Here is a 24,090-nt window from a genome sequence, read left to right as displayed (position 1 = left end):
AATGCTTATGGATGGTTATGCTATAGACTTTCAAGATTTGCTTGGATTAAGAAAATTAAACGAGCCTGGTTTGGACAGAAGGGCGTTCACAGACTGGGCTGAAAACCAGATTTCTGCCGGCAATGAGTCTTCAAATCTTTTGATTTTGGCATCTTTGGGATTAGATAAGGAAATCTCGAAAGATGAGGTGTTTCGCTATTTTGATGGCTACGTTGATGAGATTGGAGAAGTGATGCCAACTGAACGAGTCGCGTTCATATTGGCAATGAGACTAACATTCAAAAAGCTCGCCTATGCTGAACTTGAGGATGATGTTTGGAGTGAATTAACTAGAACTTTTGTTAAATGGTATGACTTGCCAAATGGCCTTTTATATAGAGTAATGACGTACTGGAGCGCATTGCATGATGATTTTATAAATAATTATGAATATGAGGTTGGGTATTATTACCTGAACTATCCGCGACACGGTGACATTCCTCGCTCGAAACAATTAGAGTACGTTCGTAATTGTGCAATTCGCTTTCTCCGTATTTTCGATGAACACTATTATTTTGGTTTGCTTATCAAATAATATTTAATTCAACATTGTTCTAATCATGGCCACCTCTGGGTGGCTTTTTTTATGGGCGCAATATGGCTATAGCAACCGCTATTAAAGGCCGCAAGGGCGGCAGTTCAAGCTCAAGAACTCCTACAGAACAGCCAGACGATCTGCAGTCAGTAGCCAAGGCAAAAATCCTTCTCGCGCTGGGAGAGGGTGAATTTGCTGGTGGCCTTACTGCGCGCGATATTTATCTCGATGGCACCGCACTTGAGAACGCAGATGGTTCACAGAACTTCAGCGGTGTGACGTGGGAGTTTCGTTCTGGAACTCAGGCGCAAAAATACATTCAAGGGATCCCGGGTACCGAAAACGAAATTAACGTGGGTACCGAAGTTTCCAGCACCACCGCATGGACGCGTACTTTTACCAATACGCAGCTTTCAGCTGTTCGCCTGCGTCTAAAATGGCCTTCTCTCTTCAAACAGGAGGACGATGGCGATCTGGTTGGCTATTCGGTCAACTATGCAATTGACCTGCAGACAGATGGTGGCACATGGCAGACGGTACTCAATACCAGCGTGACCGGCAAAACGACTTCTGGTTACGAGCGCAGCCACCGTATCGATTTTCCTCAGGCTGGCAGCACCTGGACCATCAGGCTGCGTAAGATTACAGCTGACGCAAATAGCGCGAAGATCGGCGATAAGTTGACTCTGCAAAGCTTCACGGAAGTAATCGACGCCAAACTGCGTTATCCGAATACCGCGTTACTATACATCGAATTTGACTCGAGCCAGTTCAATGGCTCAATTCCGCAAATTTCCTGCGAGCCCAGCGGGCGTGTTATTCGTGTGCCCGATAACTATGACCCCGAAACACGAACGTACAGCGGTACCTGGACGGGCGCTTTTAAGTGGGCATGGACGGATAACCCTGCGTGGATATTTTACGATCTGGTGGTCACTGACCGCTTCGGCCTTGGTAATCGGCTAACGGCAGCCAATATCGACAAATGGACGCTTTATCAGGTCGCTCAATATTGTGATCAACCGGTACCGGATGGTAAGGGTGGTAGCGGAACTGAACCTCGTTACACCTGCAACGTATACATTCAGGATCGAAATGACGCTTACACCGTCCTGCGTGACTTCGCCGCCATTTTTCGAGGCATGACCTACTGGGGAGATGACCAGATTGTTGCCCTTGCGGACATGCCCAGAGATGTCGATTTTACCTACACGCATGCTAACGTTGTCGACGGCAAATTCGTATATTCCAGCAGCACAACCAAAAGTCGCTACACAAACGCTCTTGTTTCCTGGTCTGATCCGGCAAATGGGTATGCTGATGCAATGGAGCCAGTCTTCGAACAGGAGTTGGTGGCGCGCTATGGTTTCAACCAGCTTGAGATCACCGCCATTGGTTGCACCCGGCAGTCTGAGGCTAACAGAAAAGGGCGCTGGGGGATCCTGACCAACAATAAAGACAGGGTTGTAACGTTTGACGTTGGCTTGGACGGCAATATTCCTCAGCCGGGCTACATAATTGCTGTTTCTGACCGAAATCTTTCAGGGAGAGATTTAGGCGGTCGATTATCCGCGGTTAATGGTCGTGTACTCAAACTTGACCGGGTACCAAGTGCTAAGGCCGGTGACAGGATAATGGTAAACCTGCCGTCGGGTATCACCCAATCCCGAACGATTCAGTCCCTGTCAGGTGAAATGGTCACCGTGACCACCGCTTTTAGCGAGCTTCCACAGGCCGAGGCTGTATGGGTTATTGAAAGTGATGAACTCTATGCGCAGCAGTACAGGGTGGTTAGTGTCACCGATAACAATGACGGGACATATACCATCACGGGGGCAAATCACGATCCGGATAAATATGCCCGTATCGATACAGGTGCCGTTATAGATCAGCGGCCGGTGAGTGTCATTCCTCCTGGTAACCAGTCGCCACCAGGCAAGATCGCGATCAATTCGTTTTCCGTGGTGCAGCAGAATATCAGCGTCGAAACCATGCGCGTGAGCTGGGACCAGGCTCAAAATGCTATCGCCTATGAGGCGCAATGGCGCCGCAACGACGGGAACTGGGTTAACGTGCCGCGCAGCTCCACCACATCATTCGACGTCCCGGGGATTTATGCCGGGCGCTACCTGGTGCGCGTGCGTGCAATCAATGCCGCTGAAATTTCCTCAGGATGGGGATATTCAGAAGAGAAGACGTTGACCGGCAAAGTTGGCAATCCACCTAAGCCAGTAGGATTCACAGCCACGGGCATTAACTGGGGGATTCGTCTTAACTGGGGTTTCCCGGCAAACACCGGCGATACGCTAAAAACGGAAATTCAGTACACAGCAAACAGTGACTTTTCAGATCCATTTTTGCTCTCAGACGTGCCTTATCCATCTGCGGAATACACCCAGCTCGGCCTTAGAGCAGGGCAGGAATTCTGGTACCGCGCACAGCTTGTCGACAGAACGGGTAACGAGTCCGGGTATACCGACTGGATCCGGGGGATGTCTAACGATAACGCCGATGATTATCTGGGTGATATCGCTAACGATTTTCTTACCTCTTCTGATGGGGATCGCCTCACTGGTGACATAGATACAAACATTGAGGGAATACTACAAAACGCCCTGGCGAACCACGGAACAGTTGAGCACCAGTGGGCACAATACGGGGAAGTGCGCGCCGATATTCTGGTTGTTAAAACGACGATTGCTGAAGTTGATAAGGCAATGGCCGAACTTTCGACGCAGGTACAGGCGCAGATAGAGGACGTCACCGCTTCTCTGGAAGACAAGCTTACAGCCGTCGTAGATGCCTCCGGTGCTTCGGCAATCTACACCCTCAAAACAGGTGTGAGAATAAACGGGGTGATGTACAACGCCGGGATGTCTATTGCAGTGCTTGCAGAGGCGGGGAAGCCGGTAGTCACCCGAGTTGGTTTCAACGCTAACCAGTTTGTACTGATGAGCGGCAGCGGTGATACCCAGTACTCTCCGTTCGCTGTCATCAATGGTCAAGTCTTTATGAGCTCCGCATTTATTCAGGATGGCACGATCACCAATGCCAAAATCGGCGACTTCATCCAGTCCAATAACTACGTTGCTGGGTCTGTCGGATGGAGGCTGGATAAATCAGGAACATTCGAGAACTACGGTTCGACAGCTGGAGAGGGAGCCATGAAACAGACAAACCAGACAATCAGTGTGCGTGACGCCAACAATGTGTTGAGGGTGCAGATCGGGAGAATCACGGGAACATGGTAAACATTGGGCCTCAGGTGGGGCCCTTTTTAGGATGAACAGCTATGGCTCAGTACGGTGTTGAAACCTGGGACGCCTCAGGCAGGGTGAACAACTATGGGATTAAGCCAGTCAGTGTAAGTGGATATCTTCAATTGGCTCAGAACCAGAAAACAGGCTTTTACTCAGTCGTGCTTCCACCGGGGTGTAAGCTGACTTATTTTCAGATCATGAACGGTGATCAGTGGGGAACGAGCCGGAGGAAGATCACTATTTCAGGTGGCACCGCAACGGTATCGGCAGTAGGCGATACCGACTACTCCGCAGGGACTGAGCCTGCGGCTGCGGCGTATCTCATTTTCCAGATAGAGAGGGCATAAATGGCGCAGTATGGCGTTTTACTGACGACTACGGCCGGAGAAGTATGGGTCACCGCTAACAGTTCGCCTATTTCGTTGCAGGCACGGAAGACAGCAGAACTACAGGGGACATCGGGTTTCAATACCAAAGTGACGCACACATTTCCCTCAGGGCAGCCCGTTGCCGCCTTCGTTCATTGCACGGTTGAGGCGGAAATCACCCAGACGATAAGCGGGAACACTATTACGGTTGATTTCCTCAGACCAAATGCAACCGGCACAGCGTACGTTTATTTTTTCTCTATTTTCCCACAGACAAAGCCAGACTTCGGGCTGGCCGTCTGGGATGCGTCAGGGACGCTTATTTTGACAAACGAAACGCGCACACTCAGTGATGTGGTAACCCTCGGTACTGCCGGGGTAGATGCAAGTTCAGGTTATAACATCAATACCACGCTGGCGGGGAAATGGGCCTGTATACCTGCCATGCTGGGTCTAATTACTGGAGTTATATCGGCCGGCGGCCAGCCGCAGCCCTACTCGGCGATTTACAAGAGTATGGCAAAACTTGAGGGAGGCAATACGCGAATATTCGCCAGACCACAAACAACGCCCAGCGGAAACCTTCAGAACGTCGCGTATTCTAATCTGAGAAACGTGATTATGGCCATCAACTGCGCCAACTACGATTGATCGTTTTCAGCGATCAATCTTATGAAATTGATCTACAGAATCAATTATATCCCTTTGATTCATCTTGTTATTGTTTAACCTCTTGAATACCCTGGGATATAACCACTATGAAATACATGATTCTTTGCCTGGCGGTGGCTGCATTGCTCTCTGGTTGCGCTGGCGTTCTTCAGAAGCAGCATCCCATATGTACCGGAACGGCCCTAATCGGCGGACAGGAGAACATCGTCCAGATTTACGGAGTGCGGAAGCAAAGTAATCAGACCCAGTACCGCGCCGGTTACCCATTTAACTGGTCATGGGTTAGCGAAAACACGTTCAGTAGTACCACCTGCCAATAGTCAGTCATATTTGAATAAACCTCGCTCCGGCGGGGTTTTTTATTGCCCGTAAGGAGTACAGATGTCTGCAGGAACTATCACCCTGACAAACGGATCCGCTATTGTTGGCGGTTCCGGAACCTCATTCGCAACAGAACTCGCCGCAGGTGACTTTATTGTCTCTACTGTGGGCGGTGTACCGTACACATTGCCCGTAAAATCGGTTGAGAGTAACGTGCAACTTACGCTGGTCATCAGCTTTACTGGGCCAACGCAATCCGGCGCAGCCTGGTCAGCTGTTCCCCGTGTGGCATTGAACATGGTCACTGCCGCGCTGGTGGCGCAAAGTGCTGAAGCACTGCGTGGACTGAATTACGATAAACAGAACTGGCAAAGCATTTTTTCTGGAAACGGCAATATAACGATAACTCTGCCTGATGGAACAACATGGACGGGCCCAGCCTGGAATAGCATTACCACTTCTCTCGCAGGCAAGGCGGCAAAAGGTGCAAACAATGACATCACCTCGCTCAGCGGACTGTCTACAGCGCTGTCTGTAGCTCAGGGCGGTACCGGTTCGACAACCGCGTCAGGCGCTCGCACAAACCTCGGTTTGGGAGACAGTTCCACGAGGAACGTCGGAACAGTGTTAGGAACTGTGGCCGCTGGTGACGATTCTCGCTTTGACAGCATAAATGGAAAAACAGGCGGGGTTATTTCAGGACAGGTTAAAGCCGGCGGTGCATCTCCAGCTAGCACCCCGCCAGCAGGAACAGTAACAAACGCTGAACTTATTGGCTCCAGATTCAGATCAGGAGTTTATAACGGGATTGATTTCTCATTATATGCTCAGGTTGTACAGGGAACGGGAACCTTCGGCTATCTTCAGCTTGCGTTCGGTGGCACTCCGGCCTATTGGTCATTCAGACAAGATGGAGTGGCCCAGGGGGTAGCATGGTCACCGACTTGTGACGAACGACTTAAAGATATTGATGGCCCAATTAGTGAGCCGCTTGAAAAAATGCGTCTAATACGCGGGCAAACCTGGAAATGGAAATCAACCGGCTCATTTGGGATCGGATTTACAGCTCAGGAAGTACAAAAAGTATTTCCTGAGGCTGTTTCTAAGGGGCTGAACGTTACTCTTTCAGATGGCTCTGTAGTCGAAGGTGTTCTTTCACCAGATACGTACGGAGTTGCTGCAGCGCTTCACCATGAAGCGATCCTTGCTCTCATTGACGAAGTAAACGAACTGAAAAGGATGCTCAGTGTTGAGATGAAAGGGAGCTGACTTGTTTTTTTAGCTCAGCGATCTCTTCCATAAGCTCCAATATAGCTTCATGGTGGAGAGCCGCAGCCACATCACCAGGTGATAGCGCCAATGGTTGCTCTATCACTTGGCCATCTACTGTCAAAGAACCCTCCTGGGCATGTGATACAGCCTCAGGAAATACCTCCTGCACCTCCTGAGCCACAAAGCCAATCCCAAAAGAGCCTTTCATCTGGTCATCTTTCCGCACCCACGTATAGCCGCGTACTTTTTTCATTTTTCCCAGCGGGTCGTCAATCGGGTTGAGGTCATCTTTAATCCGGCGATCTGAGTTATTTACCCATGACGCTGCAGCATAAGCATTTCCGCTGGAATGGTCGAAGTACCAGTCTTTAAATGTCGAAGAATCCCATACGCGAAGGAATCCATAGCGGGTATTACCAGCCATCTGAGTAAACATGTGAAACTGTGAAAGAGCAGCACCGCCAGAGTTTTGCAGAACGGACTCAAGCTCACCGCCTGATGCAGGGTTGGAATCAGAAGTTCTTTTAGCAATCACCGCCCCTTTGATTGACCCTCCCGTTTTACCTTCAAGAGTGCTGAGTCGATCGTCATCCCCGGCGGCAACCGTTCCCGCCGCGGTTCCGACGTTCCTCGTGGAACTGTCTCCCAAACCGACGTTTTATAGATTGCTCTTGAGCGGCCCGGCCGATACCTTCACCTGATTTTTTTGCAGAAATAACTGGGTGAAAAATATGTAAATTGGCTATGTAAGGGTGTCAACAACTGACCAAAATACGGATCTTCAGCGGCAAGCACTCGAACGCGCAGGATGTGAACAGATTTTCGAAGAAAAAATGAGCGGAACAGTGGCAAATCGTCCAGCACTAAAAAAGCTCCTTAAGGCATTGAATGAAGGGGACACGTTGGTGGTCTGGAAACTGGATCGTCTTGGGCGAAGCATGCGGAATCTCGTGCTGCTGGTGGACGAACTCCGGCAGCGCGGCATCCACTTTAAGAGCCTCACGGACAGTATCGATACATCCAGCCCGATGGGGCGCTTCATCTTTCATATCATGTCAGCTCTGGCTGAAATGGAGAGAGAGTTGATCGTTGAGCGCACCCGGGCGGGGTTGGCGGCTGCTCGAGAGAAAGGACGAATAGGTGGCAGGCGTCCGAAGCTTACCCATGAGCAATGGGCGCAAGCAGGCCGACTGATAGCGAACGGAGTAGACAGGAAGCAGGTAGCGATAATTTATGACGTGGCAGTATGTACGCTTTATAAAAAATTCCCCGTTTCAAAACCGGCTTAAATTTGCTCACATAGAGTTACTGTCACAAAATTTACAAAACTCATAATTTGAAGCGGCATAGAAACTTAGAAACGAAACGGCGAAGCTTTAATCATTCATGACAGACCCTCTGTCTTGCGAGCATACCCAAATGAAACTACTGTATATAAAAACAGTATTTGAGGTATGTAACATGGAATTTATCAGGCCTGCAGAACTGCGAGAAATTATTGCTCTCCCGCTTTTCAGTGACTTAGTACAGTGTGGTTTTCCAAGCCCCGCGGCTGATTACGTTGAACAGCGCATTGATCTCAATGAGTTACTTGTCGCTCACCCGAGCTCCACATATTTCGTCAAAGCCGCGGGGGATTCTATGATCGAAGCCGGGATTAGCGACGGCGATCTGCTGGTGGTCGATAGTTCGCGTACAGCTGAGCATGGGGATATCGTAATCGCGGCGGTGGAAGGGGAGTTTACGGTTAAACGCCTGCAGCTGCGCCCGACAGTCCAGCTCATTCCGATGAATAGCGCATACTCACCGATCATCGTCGGCAGCGAGGACACGCTCGACGTTTTCGGCGTCGTGACTTTCATCGTTAAATCTGCGAGCTGAATATGTTTGCGCTCTGTGATGTGAATTCGTTCTATGCATCATGCGAGACGGTGTTTCGGCCCGATTTAAAAGGGCGGCCAGTGGTTGTTCTGTCGAATAATGACGGCTGCGTAATCGCGCGCAGCGCGGAGGCCAAAGCTGCTGGAATTACTATGGGAGAGCCGTTCTTCAAGCAAAAGGAGCTTTTCCGGCGCGCTGGCGTGGTTTGCTTCAGCAGTAACTACGAGCTGTATGCGGACATGTCGAACCGGGTAATGACGACGCTTGAGGAAATGAGCCCCCGCGTTGAAATTTACAGTATCGATGAAGCATTTTGTGACCTGGCGGGTGTCAGGAACTGCCGGGACCTGACTGACTTCGGCAAAGAAATCCGCGCTACAGTTCTGAAGCGTACGCACCTGACTGTCGGGGTTGGCATTGCGCAGACAAAAACACTCGCTAAGCTGGCAAACCACGCTGCAAAGAAATGGCAGCGGCAGACGGGCGGAGTGGTTGATTTATCCAATATCGATCGCCAGCGTCGGTTGTTGTCTATTGTGCCGGTAGAGGACGTATGGGGCGTTGGCCGCCGCATCAGTAAGAAGCTTAACGCCATGGGTATTAAAACGGCTCTGGACTTATCAGAACAAAGCACATGGATTATTCGCAAACACTTCAATGTCGTGCTGGAGCGAACCGTCCGGGAGTTGCGCGGCGAGTCTTGTCTTGAGCTGGAAGAGTTTGCGCCGGCAAAGCAGGAAATCGTCTGCAGTCGTTCTTTCGGTGAACGCGTTACAGAATATGAGCAGATGCGTCAGGCCATCTGCAGCTATGCGGCCCGTGGTGCTGAAAAGCTTCGTGGTGAGCACCAGTATTGCCGGTTTATCTCTGCGTTCGTGAAAACCTCTCCCTTTGCGCTTAACGAGCCGTATTACGGTAACAGTGCGTCCATGAAGCTTCTTACCCCCACTCAGGATTCACGCGACATCATTAACGCCGCGGTAAAGTGCCTGGACAAAATCTGGAAAGACGGACACCGTTACCAGAAAGCCGGCATTATGCTGGGTGACTTCTTTAGCCATGGTGTGGCCCAGCTCAACTTGTTCGACGAGAACGCGCCGCGTGCTGGTAGCGAGAGGTTGATGGAAGTTCTGGATTATCTGAACGCGAAAGATGGAAAGGGAACACTTTATTTTGCCGGGCAGGGCATACAGCAGCAATGGCAGATGAAACGGGATATGTTATCTCCACGATATACTACGAGGTATTCAGACCTAATAAAAGTTAGATGATTCTTTAAACGGTATATTCATTCGAACCTAATTATCGGCTATGAGTATTAAGAGTAATATGTCTACTACTATGCTTTTGTAATGTAAATAAGCCCCTGCAATTATACAGGGGCTTATGGATATGATGCCGGGTGCCTCCCGGTGAGTCATTGAGCTAACCACTCGTGACTCGCTGCTTCAGAAATTCACGATGAGCCGCTTGATATACAAATCATCAGGTTAGTTAGCCCTGCCGCTGAGGAGGATTCATCATAAAACCGAATGTAACAGCAATGCTTAGCAAATGATACAAAATTTACTGATGTGCCTCATGATTTTCTTTCGCAGTTTTCACGGTCACGGTATTTTCAGATGGTGAAGGTTAAAATATCGATGTTCATTTTTTTACTTTAAGTCTTGAAACAAAGGTTAAGGTTTTATCTTCTGGGCAAATCATTAGAAAAATTGCTGTGGGAGACTCTTCTAAACGTGTAATTCCATGCAGCATCTGGTAGAGTCTTTTTTTTAGTTTTTCTGCTCCATCTTTTTCAGACTCCCACTCTAAAACTGCCTGACCCTCTGAACCAATGAATGCATGGGATGGTAGTTTAACGCCTCGGTTTGACTTGCTTGAATAGTTTCGGTCATGCAAGAGACCTAAGATAAGAGGGTTGATATTATTATCTGAGAATGGGGCTTCAATAACTATTAATACTGTGTAATGTAGGATTTTCATGGAAGCCTTATGGTTGCTTCAGCAATAAAGTCATATTGCCATGGCGTTGGATGTACAAGTCTTAATTATAAATGTTTGTGTGGGGGTAAAAAAAGGCCTGCGTTAAGCAGGCTATAATAATTAAACGTAGTTATAATAATGATTTCATGAATTTTGGTGTTGAATCCCAAGCGTCAAAGATACTTCTGCGCCGCATCTAATATTTCCTGAGAGGTAAGCTCTCGATCTGAAGCCACATAGACCACTTCATGGTCACCTGTTAAAGAAGGAAAACCTGCTGACATTATCTGAAGGTTTATCACTTCTCCATTAGGATATTCTTCGCGTATTGATGTCACACCTTTAAGCACAGTGATAACTTTACTTGGCTTACCATTAAAAAAAATGATTACTTTTTTCATATATCACCATGTATTTTGAGGGCTTTTAGCCCCTGCAGGTGTTCGAAAGGGGGCTGTTTGTTCATTTTTTTTGCCTCTTTCGAAATTAAAACAAGCATTATACTGACTTAACGTGTACTGTAACGGTCCATTTGAACTGGAGAAGTCTATGTCAGCACGTAAAAACACTCAATTCCGCCGAAATTATTTAGTAAAATGCCCTTGTCCAAACTGCTCAAAAGACTCCGAACATAGTTACAATCGTGTACAAAAGGGGGCTCAATTGGTGTGCCCATACTGCTGTGCTTTATTCAAATCTCCCCAGCGCTTCTAAAAAAATTAATAAAAAAATAAGAAGTGATGCTTTTAGAGGCTGCCTAACCTCTTACGCACTTTAATATTTTATAAGCAGTTAGCTTCTGCTTTGAGACTGTTCATGCAGCAGTCCTGCATTTCATCACATCGGTCAGCAAACTTGATGGTAAGTAAACATGCTGGCCTGTTGTAATGATGTGCGTAACCGAACAATCACCTTCCACTGATAAAGTCATGCTGGCTTAAGTTAAGTAAACCATCTAAAAATTATCTATCGCAAAGTGTTACATTGGCAGCGATTGGACCTTTAGTTCCAGCTATGATAGCGAATTTGACTTTTTGTCCTTCAAATAGAGTATTAAATGTTTCTCCCAGCAGGGAAGAAGTGTGAACAACAACATCTTTACTTCCATCGAGTGGGGAGATAAAACCAAACCCCTTATCTTCGTTAAACCACTTAACAAGACCTATGATTTTAGATGACATACAAACTCCGTTTGAACATTTCAACTGACAAGCAAGCTCATGATAAGAAACGTATGCTGGTATATGTATGGACTCAAGAGGAGGAGGTATCAGAGATAACACCTGGTTATGAGAACGGCTTTTGGAAAAGTTAGATTCATCATCGCAACGAATCAGTCAAACCATTAAGGCACGTGCTGAATGATTAAGCAAATTTTATTTTAGCCTTCCGGAAGGCCAATAAAATAGGATTGGCTATTATTAACCAATCCTGTATAGTCAAATCTGGATTGCCCTTAGGAAAATATTTGTCTCGTAAAATGACAGGAATTGTCAAAAGTTTTGACTTCAAGAGCGGAAAGGGATTGATTATCCCATCAGATGGCAGAAAAGATGTTTTTTTACATATTTCTGCATTAAGAAATAATGAAGGCCAAACGTTAAAACCTGGCGTTCGTGTTGAATTTTATCGTATAAATGGGCTTAGTGGTCCGATGGCTGCAAATATATTTCTTTCTTAAGGTGAGATAATATTGAACCAAATATAAAGTACACATCAAAAGTACATCAGATTATATATCTATTTGTTCTATCAATTTTCTCCCCTGATTTTTTACATTTCCTACTTCACGGGTCACAGCATGCCAGATAAACATCTCAGCTGGTACAGAGCCGTCAGATACAATCTCTTCCGCTTCTTTCCCTCCAACGTCCTGGCGCATCCATTCCCGGGCCGCTTCTGGCGATAGGACCAGGGGCCGGCGGTCGTGAATATCCACTAGGCCTTTGTCAGCGGCAGACGTTACTATCAGAAAACCTTCTGCCTCATCGCATCGCTCAAACGGTGTGCTGCCGATCGCCGCCATAAAAATCGGCTGACCGTCTGCCCGATGGATAAAATAAGGCTGTTTCTTGTCACCTTCTTTCTTCCATTCGAACCACCCATCTGCAAAGCAGATCGCCCGGCCATGTTGCCACAGAGGTTTAAACATTCTGCTTGCGGCCGCGGTTTCGACGCGAGCGTTAATCAGTGGCGGCTTATTCCACCATCCGGGCGCATAACCCCAAAAAACCGGATCAAGATGCAGCTGCTCGTCGCGTTCGCTCAACAGCAGCACTTTGGTGCCGGGCGCGACGTTGTATCGGCCAATAGGTTCAGGGTCGTATGCGATGTCGCGATCAGCTTCATCGGACAGGTAAGCCAGGTATTCTTCACGCGTTTGAGCTTGTGCAAAACGTCCACACATAGAAACCTCTAACCAGATGTCAGAATAAAAGTATAGGGCAGGGAGAAGAAGGGGGGCGCACTGGCTAGTGTTAGGGGCAAATTTAGGGGCAAAAATGCGAAATAGGGGCAAAAAAAGGGCACTAAAAATGTAGATCTGGGTAGCTTTAGGGAGAAGTTATTATGCTATAACTAATTGAATTCAATGGTAAAGTAAATGATATCAATGAGTTGGCAAAATCAGCGTAGCTTATTCAGGTTGTATTGCTCTTTTTTGTTAATCTCTTGATTCTCTTGCATTGAGTACTACCTTCGGAGCCAGCAGGGGCAAAAATTGTATGCCGCGTATGGTACGGATTCCGGCGGCGAATGCCAGCACGTTTTACTGCTGCGTGAAATCTGGCGCCGATACTCGATAAAGAGTAGTAGGCTTTCTGTTTGCCCTTGCGCATCCTGGGCATGAAAACAAATCGCAGGTTTTGATATTCCATCGCACCATACTCACGGTGATGAAAAACAATCTCGGTTTTAGGCTGTAACGAGGTCAGCGTATGCTGTGCCTTCAAAGCCCCAAGTGCGGGCTCTAATAGCGTGATAACTCGATCACCTGCATCAGTTTTTGGTGGGACGAACATTCCTAGCGCATTAAGGTTGCGCTGTATATGAATCGTCCCTTTTTCCCAGTCGATATCTTCCCAGGCAAGAGCTGCAAGCTCTCCATGACGGACACCTGTATAAACTGCGAATGTCCACATATTTAGACAAACCGAAATCGGGAAAAACCTTCCCGAAAACGGGAAAAACCTTCCCGGAAACGGTAGACACCCAAGACTATAACAAGAACAATATTAAAATATCCTCGTCTCGGAATTCTGACGAATCCCGAAACCAGAAAACTCAAAAGTTTCTCTCACGCCATCCAGAAGCAGCCGCCGGGATATACACCCCTGCAGGTAAATCATGGGGATCCGCTGACGACCTTAAGGCCGCACGCTGGATTTACGACAGGCTTCTCACTGTCAACGCATCGCTATCCGAACCCAACTGGGCTGAATGGGCAAACACCATCAGGCTGATGCGTGTCCAGGACAAGCGTACTCACTACGAAATTTGTGACCTGTTCCAGTGGGCCAACCGGGATGAGTTCTGGAAAGACAACATCCTGAGCCCTTCGAGTCTGCGCAAGCAGTGGGATCAGCTCACTACCAAGCGGCTGCGTGCAACCGGAACGGCAAAACCTTCCCTGGGCAGCATCGACCTGCATAACACCGACTGGATTGACGGGGTGCTGGAATGAAAAACTTTGCCGAGAGCATTCGCAATTTTGACCGGGAACAGGCTCGCCGCGTGGCGCACAACCTACCCGAGCAGTACACCGAACGCGAACAAACGCAGCAGGTGGCGCAGATTATCAACGGGCTGTTCGTACAGCTGGCGGCCGCGTTCCCGGCAAGCCTGGTTAATCGCAGCCAGGAAGACGTGAACGAGATTCGCCGTCAGTGGGTGCTGGCCTTCAAAGAAAACGGGATTAACACTCTGGAGCAGGTTGAAGCGGGCATGCGCATGGTACGGCGGCAGGAGCGCCCATTCCTGCCTTCGCCAGGCCAGTTCATCAAGTGGTGCAGGGAAGGGCGCTGCGTGCTGGGGATCACCACCGCTGACGTCATGACTGAGTACTGGAAGTGGCGTAAGCTGGTGTTCCGATATCCTAGCAGCGAGCAATACCCATGGCCGAAGCCGGTTTTTTACCATATTTGCCTCGAACTGCGTCGCCGCGGAACCGATGGCCAGCTGTGTCACAAAGAACTCGAGCGCGAGGCCGGTGATCTTTTGAGTATGTGGGAAAAGCGGGTTTTGGCCGGAAAGCCGATCCCGCCTGTTCGACGGGCGTTGGGAGCGCCAGTGACTCCGAGGGGGCCAACACCGGCACAGATGTTACTAGCACAGTACAAACTCATCAAAGACAAGGGGGGATAACCAATGCGAGCCAAAATTGTTGGATAAACGTCCACGCGTTTAATGAACGTCAAGCAATGATAGTTTTTTTGGCTTTCAATTTTTATTTCCTATGCAGGATTAGTAATGCCGCAAAGACCCTGACCCAGAATGTGATCCAGCCGTGATACTTTTTCGGAATGGAACTCGATTTGGATCAGATTCATTTTATTTACACTCACTAAATTAACGGTACACGTTTATTCGCAAAAGTTAATATTGCATCTTGCATGAATTTTTTATGCATTTGTTTAAGTGGTTCAACATTAACTTCATAAGCAAAAGAAGCGAAAAGAGATGGTACACTATCGAGGTTGTTTTCGAGGGAATTTAGATCAAAAGCTTGTTTCGCAATTGCTCTTGCAATTTTTTTGGTATTATAGGCGTTATATCTTGCTCTTATACTAAACTCGGTCATATTCCTATCAATATTGCTATTTTGGTTTATTAATACAACAACGATATTGTCGTCGCTAATATTCCCATCCCTGTAGATATAATTCAAGTCGTAATTGAACATGAAAAGTTGGGTATCATTGACTCCTTCGATGAACGGGTTAGAAAATGGGGTCATGATTGGGTCGAGAGTTTTTTTATAGGTACTATTACATTTACCGCAGCTTGGAATCAAGTTGAATAAGCTAAAAGAAATCAAGGGGTATTTATACTTTGGAATGAAGTGATCAAATGCAGGTCTGTAATCAGTACCTGCTTCATCAATTATCGGTTCTATATTTTCACTATTACAATATGGGCAGGCATAAATATCAAGAAATCGGTTTAGTTGATACGCAGTGTCTCTATCAATGAGTGAGTAATTAAATATATTTTGTATTGAACAAATCCATGACGGGAATAATGAAATGGTGTCTTTATTTAGAGGGCTGCCATTCTTTATTTTTATAAGATCAAGTATCTTATTTCTTAGAGCGGACATTTTTGTTTCTGTGTATGATGTGCTCAATATGTCCCTAACAATTAAGCTTGAGTTTGTTTGCGAAAATATGCTGATAATTTGGATTGCATTGCAAAGCTCTTGATAAACAAGACTTTTGTTTTCTTTGTTAGTTAATGGCAGTTGAAGATTTGTTGTTAAAGTTAGATTTAATTTTCTGAAAAAATAATCAGGGGAATAAAATTCACATACTAAAGGATGTTCATTATAAATCTTAAGAACTATGTTTTTTAATCTTTTCGGTTTTGAAAATACTAATTTTCGAATTGTTTTTTTATCAATCGTATTAAGAAAATTCAACTCTTCAGTAATAGTCGTTCGCGTTTTTTTTGTTTTCACTATCTTGTTGAGTTGTTGGACTATTTTAGAAAATGATTTTTTTATATCCTGATCAAACTCTCTATTAATCCTTATCATTTTTTTCACTCACTCCAATAGTTTGTGCATCATCGTTTATTATGTTTGATTTTATGTGTATGAGGTTTTTTAGAAGTTTGTTTTTAATTTGTTTTAGTATGGTTTTTTGATTTTTATTTAAAAGGTTGTGTTCTGCACTATTTATTATTGAGTTTAGATAATTGTGTGCATGTTGACCTATGGTTGCTTCAATGAAGAAACCATTTATATATAGCTCCGATATAGTTGCTCCGAAACCAAATTCCACGTGTTTAGTATATGTCTTCTGATTACTATCTTTTTCAAGATAAATTATATCAGAAGGTAAAAAATCGCTTGCGAGTATGGGGGAATGTGTTGTAAACAATACTTGGACGTTTTTACTGCGTTTATGTGTTTTTATTAAATCTAAAATTTCCGAAAAAATAATCCTTTGCCACTCTGGATGTAGATATAGATCGCATTCATCTAATAGTATGATTATGTTATGGCTATTGCTATTCTCTATTGAGTCATAAAGTTGATTGAATAGATTTAACTTAGCAAACTCCCCTGAACTGAGCGAATCCCAACCATACTTAAATCTTGACGAAACTCCACTTGGTAGTTTATCGACTAATCTTATTAGTTCAATTATTTGCTTAGGGTCCTCTAAAGTAAAAGAAAAGTCATCCACTTGATCTCTCTCAAAATTGTCTAACATCTCGGCTATATTATGTATAATCTCAAGTATGGATTCTAATGTATTTTTTATTTTTAAATTATAATTGTCTTTTATATTAAATTCATCTAGGGTTTCGATTATAACTTGGGATGGTTTTTTTTCTTCAAGATATGTTCTGCATAAACAATATAAATAGATAGACTCGCATATTTCTTTCGGAACTTTTGATGTTTTAAGTAAATGCCATACTATCGCAGGCATAAGCATTAAGTAAATGATTTGGTGATATGGGTAAGTAGAGGGGAAATACATGGGTCTTTGTTTATTAAAAATTATATTAACTATTTCTTCTTCATTAAGTTCTATTTCTCCATTTTGTATCTCATCGAGAGAAATGCCTTGGGACTGAAAGTCAGACTCTATATATCTTGGTACTTGTCGATTTTCAATTTTATCATGCAGCATACCAAAAAAATAATTAATTGCCCCATGCAACCCTTTATCTCCAATTTCATTGTTTTTTAAAATGGAATTGATTTTATATGTTGGTGAATTTTCAATTTCAAATTGAAATTTAGTGTTAAGCCTTGATAAATTATCATGAGCCCATGAACTATGATCTGAAAATGAAATTAGCTGTTTGAGTAATTTTTTTGTGCGTGTTTTGTTACCTTGTAGGAAGTATGATAACGATAAATCTTTAGAGATAGATGTGTTTTTTTTCTTTTTTCGACCAACCAACATGCTTTTGAGATCGATAGTGTTATTTATTTTTACTAGATTTATTTTCTTTTTCTTGAAGAAGTGTTCATTGTTTTCAATATATTCTGTTTGCATGTTGGATACTATTGATGGCATGAGGGAGTTACTTGCGGTAATTATAAGTTTGCCATCTTCATTCCAAACACAATAACCGACACCTTCGAAATCATAAATAAAACTGTTGATAAAATCTAAAATGGATGTTTTCCCAACTCCATTTTTACCTAGGATTAATGTACATGGTATGCCACTATAATAGTCTTGACTTAAATCTTGCTTAGTGATTTTAAGATGACCAGTGTCATGAGTGAATTTATATTTGCTTGAGGTGGGTAAAGATAAATTATATAAGCCTTTATAATTTTGAATGTATGTATATATTAGTTCCATGATGCTACTTTTCTCTTTATAAAAGGAAGGAATCTAAATGGAATGATGGATGCTATATGAGTAAGGCACGCTACCGCCACTCAGTGCAAGACTGTGTTTGTATTTGATTTTATGAAGATTTTACACTAAATATTTACTTTGTGCAATTATTTATTAATGGCTCTTTGTTGGTATTTTTATTTTTAATAGTGATTTAATGGATTTGCTATGGTTATTATTTTAAGTTTTACAGAATGTTATATTGGGGCTATTTATCGCAATTTTAGTATTTAACATAAATTATAATGATATGGAAATAAGACTCTAAGTTAGGAGCAAATAAAAGTTAGATTGAAAACAGTGATTTCATAACTATTCTAATTGGTTTTCTTATTTTGCTCATCATAATTGAGCCAGTCAGCATGAGCAAATGACAACCTGATGCGCACGAAGCAAAATATGGTGCTTGCACTACTCCCCATCAAGTACTACACAGGTATTCTGATCCCGTCCACTCCCGAGGTCAGTGATATTCTGCAAACAAAAGCCGTCTCGAAGAAGCTAATTTTCGTTAGTTTAAACAAGATGATGACACAACATTCGCTATAACTACTTCACACGACTTGCTCTTGGAATAAAATAGCGGGAACCTTTCGGGTGGAGCAATAGTAATAAATTAACTTTGAGTGCGCCAAGATTTGGAATTGGTTGAACTGGTCGTGAGCCATTGCACAACCAAATGTATTCAGCTTGCAACGATGATTATGGTTTGCTTTTTGTGCCTTTTAATTGTTGCAAAATCTGTAAGATAGGAATATAAATAACTGTATAAACATACAGTAGTGTGGAGGGGTTATGAGAATTGAGTTAACCATTGATCGCATGAAGAAACTTCCTGATGGAGCTATACCTGCACTCGAGTCAGAACTGCTCAAAAGACTTAGCAAGCAGTTTGATGATTGCCAGCTTACGATTAGACGTGCCAGTAATGATGGTTTGACTGTTTTTGGGGGCGATAAGAAAGAGATTGACCATATCGTGCAGGAGACCTGGGAAAGCGCTGACGAGTGGTTTAATTAATCGCGTGAATTTCACTGGAGCAGTTACAAAGAGTATCGCTGTTTGCGTTCCCCTGGCTGTTCCCGATTACTGTTTACCGCGTCAATAAGTCGCTCTGGGGGAAATAGTGTGTAGTGCAGATGCCTTTAATGCAGATTATCAATGGTACGATGTGGTGAGAAGGGCCGATAAAGCAGTTATCTATAGCTTCCCGGCGGAAGGGAGATATCTGGTTTATCGAGTAAATGGAATAGTTTCATTACGACCGTTACTTGAAGAGGAACAAATCTTCACTCTCAACGGGTTTATGCAATTTGCAAAACGGCTTGGGTACCGAATTACTCCACCGTCTGATATTATTCTTTCATAGGCCTGAACACCCTATACCTGATGCGCCACGGAGAGAACCATGGCGCTAGAATTACAACTTATCAAACACCACTCAGGAATACTGATCCCGGCTACGCCCGAGACCAGCGATATCCTGCAATCCAAAACCCGGCTCGGCGATGTTCTTATTGCCGAGTTCAGGCGGGTACGTAACCCGGCATTCCATCGGCGCTTTTTCGCGCTTCTTAATCTCGGTTTTGAATACTGGGAACCAACAGGCGGGGCTATTTCGAGTAACGAGCGGAAGCTGATTACCGGCTACGCCAAGTTCCTGGCTTCGTATGGCGGGAATGAGGGCGCGCTGATCGATGCTGCTAAGCAGTATCTTGAGCAGGTTGCTTACCGGCGCGTCACGAATGGCATCAGCCTGTGCAAATCCTTCGATGCTTATCGCTCCTGGGTGATCGTCGAAGCAGGGCACTTTGATGCCATTCAGCTGCCAGACGGAACACTCAAAAAACATCCTCGCAGCATCTCGTTTGCCAACATGGACGAGCTCGAGTTTCAACAACTCTATAAAGCTGCGCTCGATGTTCTTTGGCGCTGGGTCCTGTCCCGTTCATTCCGCAGTCGTGGTGAGGCAGAAAATGTCGCCGCTCAGCTACTTGGCTTTGCGGGGTAATGGGGATGAAGCATACCTGGTTCCACCACACCGATTGCAGCACCGAACAGGCCGACGAACTGGTTAAGCGTTACAAAGCGCGCGGCGTCCGGGTTGAGCGCAGCCTTAACCACGATTACGTGACCTGGACTGTCAGTGCATTCCTTCCAACATTAAACACGCCAGCGCGCCCGGATAGCCGCTGGCGAAACCGGATGTGGGGGGGAACGTGAAGACATATCAAATCACTTTGCCATGGCCGCCGAGCAACAACCGGTATTACAGGCACAACCGCGGGCGCACGCATATCAGTGCTGATGGCGTCGCGTATCGCTATGCGGTGGCCAGCGTCATCCGAAGCGCCCGGCTTAATATCCGGACGGCCGCACCACTCAAAATCCGGATTGAATGTCACATGCCCGACCGCCGGCGCCGCGATCTGGACAATCTGCAGAAAGCTGCATTTGACGCTTTAACCAAGGCGGGATTCTGGCTGGATGACTGCCAGGTTGTCGACTATCGCGTTGTGAAAATGCCTGTCGTTAAGGGCGGGAAAATAGAACTCACCATTACCGAGCTGGAGACCGCATGAATCTTGAAAACACCCTCAAATATCACTTCGCCAAATCGACAATGATTAGCGACTCTCCGCGCGCAACGGCGTCAGAATCATTAACCGGAACGGATATCATGGCCGCTATGGGCATGACGCAGGAACGGGCTGCTTTGGGTTACAGCGCCTTTCTCGGAAAGATGGGGATCAGCAGTAACGATCGGGAGAGGGCGATCGAACTGCTGATCCAGTATGCGCTGACTAAGTGCGACCATGTTGCGGCATTACGTAAGCTTGATGCAAAGATTAAACCACTGGTGATACAACAGCTGGCGACCTTCGCGTTCGAGGACTATTCCCGTAGCGCCGCCAGCGTGAAGCAGTGCGATGGCTGCAAAGGGGCAGGGTTTATTGACGCTGAGGTTTTCAGCATGAAGTCCCACACTCCGGCAAAAGAGAAGAAATTCGTGAAGATGTCTTTGCTCATGGGTGTGGAAAATATTCGCCCTTCCGAGTATGAAATGCGCAGGCAGGTCAGGGAGGTAGCGCGCGTTCTCTGCCCTCAGTGTAAGGGCAAGAAGGTTTTAAGTTGTGCCTGTAAAGATTGCCATGGACGCGGGAAAGCTGTTAATCAGGCTCTTACAGAGCAGCAGGGCGTTCCGGTACTGGCTGATTGCAAGCGCTGCAGTGGGCGGGGATTTGAGCGAATTCCATCAACTGAGGCTTACGCAGCTTTAAGTGAGATAACGGATGCAATCAGCCTCGATACCTGGAAGAAGTCTGTTAAGCCATTCTACGACCAGCTCATCACCAAGTTTGATATCGAAGAGGCGTGGGCTGATGCGCAGCTGAAGCAGATAACAAAATAGGGTATGAATTTATCGTGAGCTATTTACTTTTCCCGAATCTGTGGTAATTTTGCCCTAACGATGGGTTATTGCCTTCGTTTAAAGCCCTGCGGTTAACCCCGTGGGGCTTTTTTTATACCTTCAAAACAACTCTGTACACCAGCTAGGAACTCATGAAACTATTTTTTAACTAAAATAGCTTTACCATCTTCAAGAGATTCAACCTTATATTTCCTTAAGTTTTTAATCGCCGTTAAGGATCCTGCGCCAGTTACAATTGCAATTGCTGCGGTAGTTGCTGGTAATCCAATGCTGGCAACAGCTGCCGGTGCAAACATTAATGATAAAGTTGAGCTAGTTCCCCCCGTCGCAGGCGTCATAACAAATGCAGCGTATGCGATGCTGATTGCGCCGATAGCAATTGCCCAGGAAACCGCGCCACTGGCCACGATTTTTACCGTTCCCTTGGTGATATCACCAGTGACTTCAATTTTGTTTGAATCACAGGCTATTGCTTTTGCAAGATCTTTGTAAGTAGATACTGTCTGCATAAAATTTCCCAGATTAAATGTTCATATCAATATCGGTAGAACACACTCTCAGCTTTAGTCATTACGGCTAATCATCTTCAAACATTCAACACCCGCAGCATCGCGAGGTGAGAGCATGTATCGCATGGACAAAATAACCACAGGTGCTGCATATGGCGCTTCAGCCGGTAGCATCCTAAACGGTATGCTGAATGCCTATAGCCCCGAGCAGTGGAACGCTATCGGCGTGCTGGTGGGTATCATCATTGCAGTGATGACGTACCTGACAAACCTCTATTTCAAAATCCGCGAAGACAACCGCCGCAGCAGGAGCCGAGATGAACCCGACACTCCGAAATAAGCTGGTGGGCGCCGTTGTTGGCGGAGCCAGCGCAATCACTATTGCAGCTGTGATGCTGGGCAATGCGGATGGACTTGAAGGAAGACGCTATTACGCTTATCAAGACGTAGTTGGTGTCTGGACTGTTTGTGACGGGCACACTGGCGCTGATATTCGCCGCGGCTACCGCTACACCGATAAAGAATGTGATGCTTTGCTTCAATCCGACCTGCGCAAGGTCGCTGTAGCTATCGACCCGTTGATAAAGGTCCATGTTCCCGAAACCACTCGTGCCGCACTTTACTCCTTCACTTACAACGTGGGAACTGGAGCGTTTAACAGATCGACGCTGCTGAAGAAATTGAATGCCGGTGATGTTCCGGGTGCATGCAAAGAGCTGCAGCGCTGGACGTATGCCGGTGGAAAACAGTGGAAGGGTTTGATCACTCGACGCGAGATTGAGCGCGAAGTCTGCGAGTGGGGTTAGAAATGAGCCGATTAACAGGCATCATCTGCACTGTCGTTATCTGCCTGCTGGTTTCCATGGCTTGTGCGATCAATCACTACCGCGACAACGCCATCACATACAAAGAGCAGCGCGATAAGGCGACTGATAAACTCAGCTTGGCGAACGCCACCATCAAAGATATGCAGACCCGGCAGCGAGATGTCGCTGCACTGGATGCTAAATACACGAAGGAATTAGCTGATGCGAAATCTCAGCTTGAAGATCTGCAGCGTTGTGTTAGCTCTGGCAAGTGTGGGCTGCACGTCAACGCAAGATGTCCCGCGAATGGAACGGCCAGCACCGGCGGCCTGGGCGATGCTTCCACCCCCAGACTTACTGACTCCGCTGAACGGGATTATTTCACCCTCAGAGAACGAATCACTACTGTGACGAAGCAGGTCGGCTATCTGCAGGATTACATCAATATTCAGTGCCTTAGATAGCTAACCGATTATGCGGATTATTCCGTAGTTTTTCTGAAGAGGACATTGATCAATGCCATATTTTAAGCGTAATGTGTTTGTAAAAAATATAATTATGGCGCTAAAGTATCGTCTCATTCCAATGGAGATGTGACATGAGCCAGAATGTGCGGTTAACCCTAGAAAAAACTTACCTGTATGATAAAAATGACGTCTGTATTCGATATGAAGTTTATACTGATAAAAGTGCCCATCCTTTCTTTGTTGATAAGATTATAGTAAAGCAGGAAGATGGGGGTAACGTCTATATCGTTGATAAAATTGATTTTGACTGGCAAAGCGAACAAAGTTCTGGGTTCCAACGGCAGGTTCAATTATCGCCCAACCCTGGACCACTTCAGGTAGCAACATCTGATGAATACTGCGATCGTCATTTTAAGAAAAATTATTCTTAAGTGGTTACCGCACACATTGCTTTCATTACAAACCGTCTGAAGGCGGTTTTATAGCCATCATCAAGAGATAATACGTGGTGATGGCTATAATATTTTATTAGTTTTAGTTTCCTAAAATGGCTTTTTCTAAAGCATCTGTGAATTCCGTGTCTCTCCCTGAATCGCTTGCGAATTTGTTATACATATCATTGATATTGTCATAATCAAATGTGAATCTATGATTAGGATTGTGCGGAGGCAAAGGAATCATAATGGCTCCTTCTTCAACAATAGGTGGGGTAATCTGTGGAGGGTTTTTATCTGTGGCTTTCACTCTGACAGGGTAATCTTCTTCAGAATCTTCATCAACATACCGCTGAACCTTGATGTGATCACCCATAACCACGCCATCAAAAATTGTTACCCAAGTCATAAATTTTCCTTTTGTGTTTACGCTACAAGTCTTACCGACAAAAATTAAATTTTTTTCATTGCCCTTTCCATTGATTTATATCGGCATAACCCATCAAAATTTTAGTAAAGGT

31 protein-coding genes and 1 pseudogene are annotated in these 24,090 nt (G+C 45.6%); 22 read left to right on the top strand and 10 right to left on the bottom strand.

Annotation, left to right across the window (positions count from 1 at the left end; all coding sequences use genetic code 11):
• Positions 1-7: 7 nt before the first annotated feature.
• The 6 genes from ACMGGU_RS10480 to ACMGGU_RS10455 all read left to right on the top strand — a co-directional run bounded on the left by ACMGGU_RS10480 (position 8) and on the right by ACMGGU_RS10455 (position 6,464).
• Complete coding sequence (locus tag ACMGGU_RS10480) at positions 8-574, top strand: hypothetical protein (protein ID WP_065102461.1); 567 nt, start codon at positions 8-10, stop codon at positions 572-574.
• 62 nt (positions 575-636) lie between these two features.
• Positions 637-3,825 (top strand): host specificity protein J, encoded by a 3,189-nt coding sequence (locus ACMGGU_RS10475; RefSeq protein ID WP_420300521.1) that lies wholly within the window; start codon positions 637-639, stop codon positions 3,823-3,825.
• A gap of 41 nt (positions 3,826-3,866) precedes the next feature.
• Complete coding sequence (locus ACMGGU_RS10470; protein ID WP_229225958.1) at positions 3,867-4,181, top strand: hypothetical protein; 315 nt, start codon at positions 3,867-3,869, stop codon at positions 4,179-4,181.
• A complete protein-coding gene (locus tag ACMGGU_RS10465) occupies positions 4,182-4,853 on the top strand; it encodes a hypothetical protein (RefSeq protein ID WP_420300520.1) in 672 nt (223 codons plus the stop codon).
• Between the two features lie 107 nt (positions 4,854-4,960).
• Positions 4,961-5,194, top strand: coding sequence for a phage exclusion lipoprotein Cor (cor, locus tag ACMGGU_RS10460; protein WP_248273447.1), 234 nt, complete (start codon positions 4,961-4,963; stop codon positions 5,192-5,194).
• Positions 5,195-5,255: 61 nt separating this feature from the next.
• Positions 5,256-6,464: a tail fiber domain-containing protein gene (locus ACMGGU_RS10455; RefSeq protein WP_420300519.1), complete on the top strand. Its 1,209-nt coding sequence runs from the start codon at positions 5,256-5,258 to the stop codon at positions 6,462-6,464.
• Here the strand turns inward: ACMGGU_RS10455 and ACMGGU_RS10450 are convergent.
• Positions 6,439-7,002 (bottom strand): tail fiber domain-containing protein, encoded by a 564-nt coding sequence (locus ACMGGU_RS10450; protein WP_420289998.1) that lies wholly within the window; start codon positions 7,000-7,002, stop codon positions 6,439-6,441. The genes ACMGGU_RS10455 and ACMGGU_RS10450 overlap by 26 nt on opposite strands.
• A 202-nt stretch (positions 7,003-7,204) precedes the next feature.
• Between ACMGGU_RS10450 and ACMGGU_RS10445 the strand changes: the two genes are divergently transcribed.
• The 3 genes from ACMGGU_RS10445 (at position 7,205) to ACMGGU_RS10435 (ending at position 9,619) form a co-directional block, all read left to right on the top strand.
• Positions 7,205-7,756 (top strand): recombinase family protein, encoded by a 552-nt coding sequence (locus ACMGGU_RS10445; RefSeq protein WP_420300972.1) that lies wholly within the window; start codon positions 7,205-7,207, stop codon positions 7,754-7,756.
• Positions 7,757-7,928: 172 nt separating this feature from the next.
• A complete protein-coding gene (locus ACMGGU_RS10440) occupies positions 7,929-8,348 on the top strand; it encodes a translesion error-prone DNA polymerase V autoproteolytic subunit (RefSeq protein WP_062936140.1) in 420 nt (139 codons plus the stop codon).
• A 2-nt stretch (positions 8,349-8,350) separates the two neighbouring features.
• Positions 8,351-9,619, top strand: coding sequence for a Y-family DNA polymerase (locus ACMGGU_RS10435; protein ID WP_420300518.1), 1,269 nt, complete (start codon positions 8,351-8,353; stop codon positions 9,617-9,619).
• Between the two features lie 376 nt (positions 9,620-9,995).
• On the opposite strand, the gene ACMGGU_RS10430 is transcribed toward ACMGGU_RS10435, so the two are convergent.
• Positions 9,996-10,334: a hypothetical protein gene (locus ACMGGU_RS10430; RefSeq protein WP_126296580.1), complete on the bottom strand. Its 339-nt coding sequence runs from the start codon at positions 10,332-10,334 to the stop codon at positions 9,996-9,998.
• 173 nt (positions 10,335-10,507) lie between these two features.
• Positions 10,508-10,735 (bottom strand): hypothetical protein, encoded by a 228-nt coding sequence (locus tag ACMGGU_RS10425; protein ID WP_025910815.1) that lies wholly within the window; start codon positions 10,733-10,735, stop codon positions 10,508-10,510.
• Positions 10,736-10,883: 148 nt separating this feature from the next.
• Here ACMGGU_RS10425 and ACMGGU_RS10420 point away from each other — a divergent pair, with 148 nt between their 5' ends.
• Positions 10,884-11,048, top strand: coding sequence for a YnfU family zinc-binding protein (locus ACMGGU_RS10420; protein ID WP_213758942.1), 165 nt, complete (start codon positions 10,884-10,886; stop codon positions 11,046-11,048).
• A gap of 248 nt (positions 11,049-11,296) precedes the next feature.
• On the opposite strand, the gene ACMGGU_RS10415 is transcribed toward ACMGGU_RS10420, so the two are convergent.
• Entirely contained in the window at positions 11,297-11,515 is a 219-nt protein-coding gene (locus ACMGGU_RS10415) for a cold shock domain-containing protein (protein WP_045370991.1), read from the bottom strand.
• Between the two features lie 287 nt (positions 11,516-11,802).
• Between ACMGGU_RS10415 and cspF the strand changes: the two genes are divergently transcribed.
• Positions 11,803-12,015: a cold shock-like protein CspF gene (cspF, locus tag ACMGGU_RS10410; protein WP_420300971.1), complete on the top strand. Its 213-nt coding sequence runs from the start codon at positions 11,803-11,805 to the stop codon at positions 12,013-12,015.
• A gap of 51 nt (positions 12,016-12,066) precedes the next feature.
• Here cspF and ACMGGU_RS10405 read toward each other — a convergent pair whose 3' ends face one another.
• Both ACMGGU_RS10405 and ACMGGU_RS10400 read right to left on the bottom strand, forming a co-directional pair.
• Positions 12,067-12,741: an SOS response-associated peptidase gene (locus ACMGGU_RS10405; RefSeq protein WP_420300517.1), complete on the bottom strand. Its 675-nt coding sequence runs from the start codon at positions 12,739-12,741 to the stop codon at positions 12,067-12,069.
• Positions 12,742-13,054: 313 nt separating this feature from the next.
• Positions 13,055-13,477, bottom strand: a pseudogene (locus ACMGGU_RS10400) (tyrosine-type recombinase/integrase); the annotation flags it as partial.
• On the opposite strand from ACMGGU_RS10400, the gene ACMGGU_RS10395 reads away from it, so the two are divergent.
• Positions 13,465-14,016: a hypothetical protein gene (locus tag ACMGGU_RS10395; RefSeq protein WP_420300516.1), complete on the top strand. Its 552-nt coding sequence runs from the start codon at positions 13,465-13,467 to the stop codon at positions 14,014-14,016. The pseudogene ACMGGU_RS10400 and the gene ACMGGU_RS10395 sit on opposite strands and share 13 nt — an antisense overlap.
• Positions 14,013-14,696 (top strand): replication protein P, encoded by a 684-nt coding sequence (locus ACMGGU_RS10390; RefSeq protein WP_420300515.1) that lies wholly within the window; start codon positions 14,013-14,015, stop codon positions 14,694-14,696. Before ACMGGU_RS10395 ends, ACMGGU_RS10390 begins: the two co-directional genes overlap by 4 nt.
• 199 nt (positions 14,697-14,895) lie before the next feature.
• On the opposite strand, the gene ACMGGU_RS10385 is transcribed toward ACMGGU_RS10390, so the two are convergent.
• Both ACMGGU_RS10385 and ACMGGU_RS10380 read right to left on the bottom strand, forming a co-directional pair.
• A complete protein-coding gene (locus ACMGGU_RS10385; RefSeq protein ID WP_420300970.1) occupies positions 14,896-16,086 on the bottom strand; it encodes a hypothetical protein in 1,191 nt (396 codons plus the stop codon).
• Complete coding sequence (locus ACMGGU_RS10380) at positions 16,073-17,881, bottom strand: AAA family ATPase (RefSeq protein WP_420300514.1); 1,809 nt, start codon at positions 17,879-17,881, stop codon at positions 16,073-16,075. Before ACMGGU_RS10380 ends, ACMGGU_RS10385 begins: the two co-directional genes overlap by 14 nt.
• 834 nt (positions 17,882-18,715) lie before the next feature.
• On the opposite strand from ACMGGU_RS10380, the gene ACMGGU_RS10375 reads away from it, so the two are divergent.
• From ACMGGU_RS10375 to ACMGGU_RS10355, 5 genes are all read left to right on the top strand, one after another.
• Positions 18,716-18,940 (top strand): DinI-like family protein, encoded by a 225-nt coding sequence (locus tag ACMGGU_RS10375; RefSeq protein ID WP_196352166.1) that lies wholly within the window; start codon positions 18,716-18,718, stop codon positions 18,938-18,940.
• Between the two features lie 388 nt (positions 18,941-19,328).
• Positions 19,329-19,931 (top strand): DUF1367 family protein, encoded by a 603-nt coding sequence (locus ACMGGU_RS10370; protein ID WP_196352167.1) that lies wholly within the window; start codon positions 19,329-19,331, stop codon positions 19,929-19,931.
• Complete coding sequence (locus ACMGGU_RS10365) at positions 19,931-20,143, top strand: hypothetical protein (protein ID WP_196352168.1); 213 nt, start codon at positions 19,931-19,933, stop codon at positions 20,141-20,143. The genes ACMGGU_RS10370 and ACMGGU_RS10365 overlap by 1 nt, the downstream gene beginning before the upstream one ends.
• Positions 20,140-20,502, top strand: a complete 363-nt coding sequence (gene rusA, locus ACMGGU_RS10360; protein WP_196352169.1) for a crossover junction endodeoxyribonuclease RusA — start codon at positions 20,140-20,142, stop codon at positions 20,500-20,502. Before ACMGGU_RS10365 ends, rusA begins: the two co-directional genes overlap by 4 nt.
• Complete coding sequence (locus ACMGGU_RS10355) at positions 20,499-21,332, top strand: antitermination protein (protein ID WP_196352170.1); 834 nt, start codon at positions 20,499-20,501, stop codon at positions 21,330-21,332. Before rusA ends, ACMGGU_RS10355 begins: the two co-directional genes overlap by 4 nt.
• Positions 21,333-21,490: 158 nt before the next feature.
• Here the strand turns inward: ACMGGU_RS10355 and ACMGGU_RS10350 are convergent, their stop codons facing one another.
• Entirely contained in the window at positions 21,491-21,862 is a 372-nt protein-coding gene (locus ACMGGU_RS10350; protein ID WP_196352171.1) for a hypothetical protein, read from the bottom strand.
• Positions 21,863-21,977: 115 nt separating this feature from the next.
• On the opposite strand from ACMGGU_RS10350, the gene ACMGGU_RS10345 reads away from it, so the two are divergent.
• The 4 genes from ACMGGU_RS10345 (at position 21,978) to ACMGGU_RS10330 (ending at position 23,566) form a co-directional block, all read left to right on the top strand.
• Complete coding sequence (locus ACMGGU_RS10345) at positions 21,978-22,202, top strand: class II holin family protein (protein ID WP_196352172.1); 225 nt, start codon at positions 21,978-21,980, stop codon at positions 22,200-22,202.
• Positions 22,180-22,668, top strand: a complete 489-nt coding sequence (locus ACMGGU_RS10340) for a lysozyme (RefSeq protein WP_420300513.1) — start codon at positions 22,180-22,182, stop codon at positions 22,666-22,668. The genes ACMGGU_RS10345 and ACMGGU_RS10340 overlap by 23 nt, the downstream gene beginning before the upstream one ends.
• Positions 22,669-22,670: 2 nt before the next feature.
• Positions 22,671-23,132: a lysis protein gene (locus ACMGGU_RS10335; RefSeq protein WP_267214915.1), complete on the top strand. Its 462-nt coding sequence runs from the start codon at positions 22,671-22,673 to the stop codon at positions 23,130-23,132.
• A gap of 134 nt (positions 23,133-23,266) precedes the next feature.
• Positions 23,267-23,566 (top strand): hypothetical protein, encoded by a 300-nt coding sequence (locus ACMGGU_RS10330; protein WP_196352175.1) that lies wholly within the window; start codon positions 23,267-23,269, stop codon positions 23,564-23,566.
• A 103-nt stretch (positions 23,567-23,669) separates the two neighbouring features.
• Here the strand turns inward: ACMGGU_RS10330 and ACMGGU_RS10325 are convergent, their stop codons facing one another.
• A complete protein-coding gene (locus tag ACMGGU_RS10325) occupies positions 23,670-23,978 on the bottom strand; it encodes a hypothetical protein (RefSeq protein ID WP_267214914.1) in 309 nt (102 codons plus the stop codon).
• Positions 23,979-24,090: the final 112 nt, after the last annotated feature.

The sequence above is a fragment of the Enterobacter sp. BNK-8 genome (assembly GCF_048685095.1).
Taxonomy (GTDB): Bacteria; Pseudomonadota; Gammaproteobacteria; order Enterobacterales; family Enterobacteriaceae; genus Enterobacter; species Enterobacter quasiroggenkampii.
This window is presented reverse-complemented; position numbering and strand designations above follow the sequence as displayed.